Consider the following 3,050-nt stretch of genomic DNA (forward strand, 5'->3'; position numbering starts at 1 on the left):
CGGCCGGCGACGACCGACGTCAGCGCTGGTGGGCGGGTCCGCGTGCGGAGCCGGAGGCGGACGTGCGGCCGGCGGCGGGGTCAGTCGTCCAGCGCGTCCTGCCAGCCGACGGACTCCGGCGCGCCGCCCCCGGTGTTGACGAACTCCAGCAACGCCGCCCGGAACACCTCCAGCGGGACACCGCTGCCCGCGGGGAACTGCGCCTCGGAAACGTCGGCCAATGCCGGGGAGTCCGGGTCGCCGACGCTGTAGCCGAGCAGCTCGTCGCCCGCGTAGAGCAGGTAGCCGTACTCGCCGTGGACCTGCACGTCCAGGGCGGGGTCCTCCTCGCCGTCGTGGACCGTCGCCGTGTGGACCTCGTCCCCGGCCAACAGCGAGACCAGCTCGTCCACGTCCTCGGGGCCCGCCAGCGGAAGTTCGCGCACCTGCTCGGCCTCCCCCGGCGCGGCCGTCTGCACTGCCGCTCGGTAGGTCACCGTGTCCTCCTCGCCTCGTCGCCGGTGCTTCGCACACCTCCATCGTGTGCTACCTCGGATGCCCTCGGCGTAACCGGGGTGCGCGCGAGACGGAGCGCTCGGGTGCACGCCGGAGGGGTCAGGCGCACGCCGTGGCGTTCAGGCGTCGGCTTCCGGCGGCTCACCGTCGGCGCCGAACAGAGCCAGGCATGCCGCCACCCCGTGCGTCTCGACCGCGATCGCGCGATGGCGGCGCCAGTCCTCGCGGGTCAACCGCATCCGGCGCTCGACGGCGGGCGCGCCGCGTACCACGTGCCGGGCGATGCCGTCGGGGCGGTAGCCGAGCTTGCGGGAGACGGCCAGCGAGGCGGCGTTGTCCTCGAACGCCCCCGAGGTGGCCTGCACGGCTCCCAGCCCGTCGAAGGCCAGATGCAGCACGGCGGCGCGCATCTCGGTGCCCAGCCCCCGGCCCTGATAGCGGCTGCCCAGCCACGATCCGGTGCGCACCTCGCCCAGGATCGCGAAGTCCCGCCCCGCCAGCGCCTGCATGCCGGCCACGGCGCCGTCGTGGAACACGCACAGCGGCAACGTCCACTCCCGGGGCGTCCAGTCGCCCAGCAGGCGCCAGTGGTGCTGCGCCACCCCGCGCGCCAGCTCCGCACGCGGGCGCTCGGTCCACGGGATGCGGAACGGCATCGTCTCCGGCGGGTGGATGCCGTCGAGGGCGAGTGCGGTCAACTCGGCGAGCTCGTCCTCGTCGGGGAGGCGCAGTTCGAGCGCCGGGGTGCGCAGCCGCAGCCCGAGTACCGGAAAGTGATCGCTGAGCATGGCCCCATGGTGCCCGCCGGATGACGTCCGGGACACGCGCGCGTGGGCCTCGCCCGGCCGGTCCCTCGCTCGGCGGTCAGAGCACGCCCTCGAACCGGCCCATGAGGGAGTGGATGGCGTGCTTGGTCTGCTCGACCGATTGCGCCGAGAGTTCGAGCTGGCGCTCCACCGCCTCGCCGTACCCGCCGACCTCGTCGTAGGCGCCGGTGCCGCCGAGGCTGTTGCGCAGCAGATCCGACAGGTTCGACGCCATCAGGAGGGCGTGCTGGATGGCGTTGTGGATGTTGTCGCAGTTCTCAACGCCCTGGTACAGCGCCGCCAGTGTCTCCTCGTGTGTCGCCATGTCGTCATCCTGTTCTCCGGGCTGGTCACTCATGCCGCTCCTGTGCCGCCGTCCCCGTGCCGCCCCGTCGTGGCGAACCGGCTCGGCGCGCGTGACCGACTCCCCGGGCGTCGCGGGACGCCGTGGCCGCATCATGTCACCTCAGCGGGTGAAACGGTGCCGATTCGCCTGTTCACGCCCCGCGACGGGTCTCAGGAGCCGAGCCCGGCCACTCCCGCGAGCAGCTCCATCGATCGGATGCGCTCCTTCGGCGACGGCGACTGGTGCGCGGTGATCAGCTCGTCGGCGTCCGCCTCGGCGGCGAAGTCCTCCAGGTAGCGGGCGACCGTGTCGGGAGTGCCGACGGCGCTGTAGCGGACCATGTTGAGTACCTGCCCGCCGTACGGCGAGTCGAGGATGGAGTCCGCCTCGGCGTCGGTGAGGTTGCGGCCCCGGCCCAGCAGCAGCCGGACCCGCTGGCGCTTGACCACGGTGAACTGCGCCTGCGCGTCGTCGTCGGAGTCGGCGGCGAGGACGTTCACCCCGGCGATGACGTGCGGCTTGTCGAGCTGAGCCGAGGGCTGGAACTCCTGCCGGTAGACCGAAACGGCCCGATGCAGCGCGTCGGGCGCGAAGTGGGAGGCGAACGCGTAGGGCAGCCCCAACATCGCCGCGAGCTGCGCGCCGAACAGCGACGAGCCGAGGATGTAGAGCGGGACGTTCGTGCCCGCGCCGGGAATGGCCGCCACGCCGGGGATCGTGCTGTTGCCGCTGAGGAAGCCCTGGAGTTCCCGCACGTCCTGCGGGAAAGAATCGGCCGCGGACGGGTCGCGGCGCAGCGCGCGCAGGGTGTTCTGGTCGGTGCCGGGCGCGCGGCCCAGGCCGAGGTCGATGCGGTCCGGGTGCAGCGTGGCCAGGGTGCCGAACTGCTCGGCGATGGTCAGCGGGGCGTGGTTGGGCAGCATGATGCCGCCCGAGCCGAGCCGGATCTCGCGCGTGTGCGCGGCGACGTGCGCGAGGAGCACGCTGGTGGCCGAGGAGGCGATGCTCGGGAAGTTGTGGTGCTCGGCGTACCAGACGCGGCGGTAGCCGAGTTCCTCCGCGCGCTGAGCCTGGGCGACGGAGGCGTCGAGGGCCTCGCGGGCGGTCTCGCCCTTGCCCACCGTGGCGAGATCGAGGATGGACAGGTCAGGGGTCACGGGCTTCCACCTTTCCGGCGACCGGGTCACGCGGCGGAGCGCCTGTGAACCTCCGCCCGGGCACCACTGTACCCAAAGCGGAGCACCTGCTCCGCTTGGTGCGCGCCGTACGATTCGGGGCGACTCGCGGGCCGCCGGAGGCAACTCGCGAGCCGCTGGGGGCAACTCGCGGGAGGGGGCGGAGCGGGCGCTCCGGTCGGTGCGGGGCGCGGCCGGCCGGACCTACGATGAGGCACGTGACCCAGC

General features: G+C 73.0%; 4 protein-coding genes. All 4 read right to left on the reverse strand.

Annotation, left to right across the window (positions count from 1 at the left end):
* Nucleotides 1-80: 80 nt before the first annotated feature.
* The 4 genes from SACSA_RS0108575 to SACSA_RS0108590 all read right to left on the reverse strand — a co-directional run bounded on the left by SACSA_RS0108575 (nt 81) and on the right by SACSA_RS0108590 (nt 2,804).
* Nucleotides 81-476 (reverse strand): Imm1 family immunity protein, encoded by a 396-nt coding sequence (locus SACSA_RS0108575; RefSeq protein WP_019815088.1) that lies wholly within the window; start codon nt 474-476, stop codon nt 81-83.
* A gap of 138 nt (nt 477-614) precedes the next feature.
* On the reverse strand, nt 615-1,283 hold the full coding sequence (locus tag SACSA_RS0108580) for a GNAT family N-acetyltransferase (protein ID WP_019815090.1): 669 nt from the start codon (nt 1,281-1,283) through the stop codon (nt 615-617).
* A gap of 76 nt (nt 1,284-1,359) precedes the next feature.
* On the reverse strand, nt 1,360-1,659 hold the full coding sequence (locus tag SACSA_RS0108585) for a hypothetical protein (RefSeq protein ID WP_019815092.1): 300 nt from the start codon (nt 1,657-1,659) through the stop codon (nt 1,360-1,362).
* 158 nt (nt 1,660-1,817) lie between these two features.
* Nucleotides 1,818-2,804: an LLM class flavin-dependent oxidoreductase gene (locus SACSA_RS0108590; RefSeq protein ID WP_019815094.1), complete on the reverse strand. Its 987-nt coding sequence runs from the start codon at nt 2,802-2,804 to the stop codon at nt 1,818-1,820.
* Nucleotides 2,805-3,050 lie beyond the last annotated feature (246 nt).

It is taken from the genome of Saccharomonospora saliphila YIM 90502, assembly GCF_000383795.1.
Lineage (GTDB): Bacteria > Actinomycetota > Actinomycetes > Mycobacteriales > Pseudonocardiaceae > Saccharomonospora > Saccharomonospora saliphila.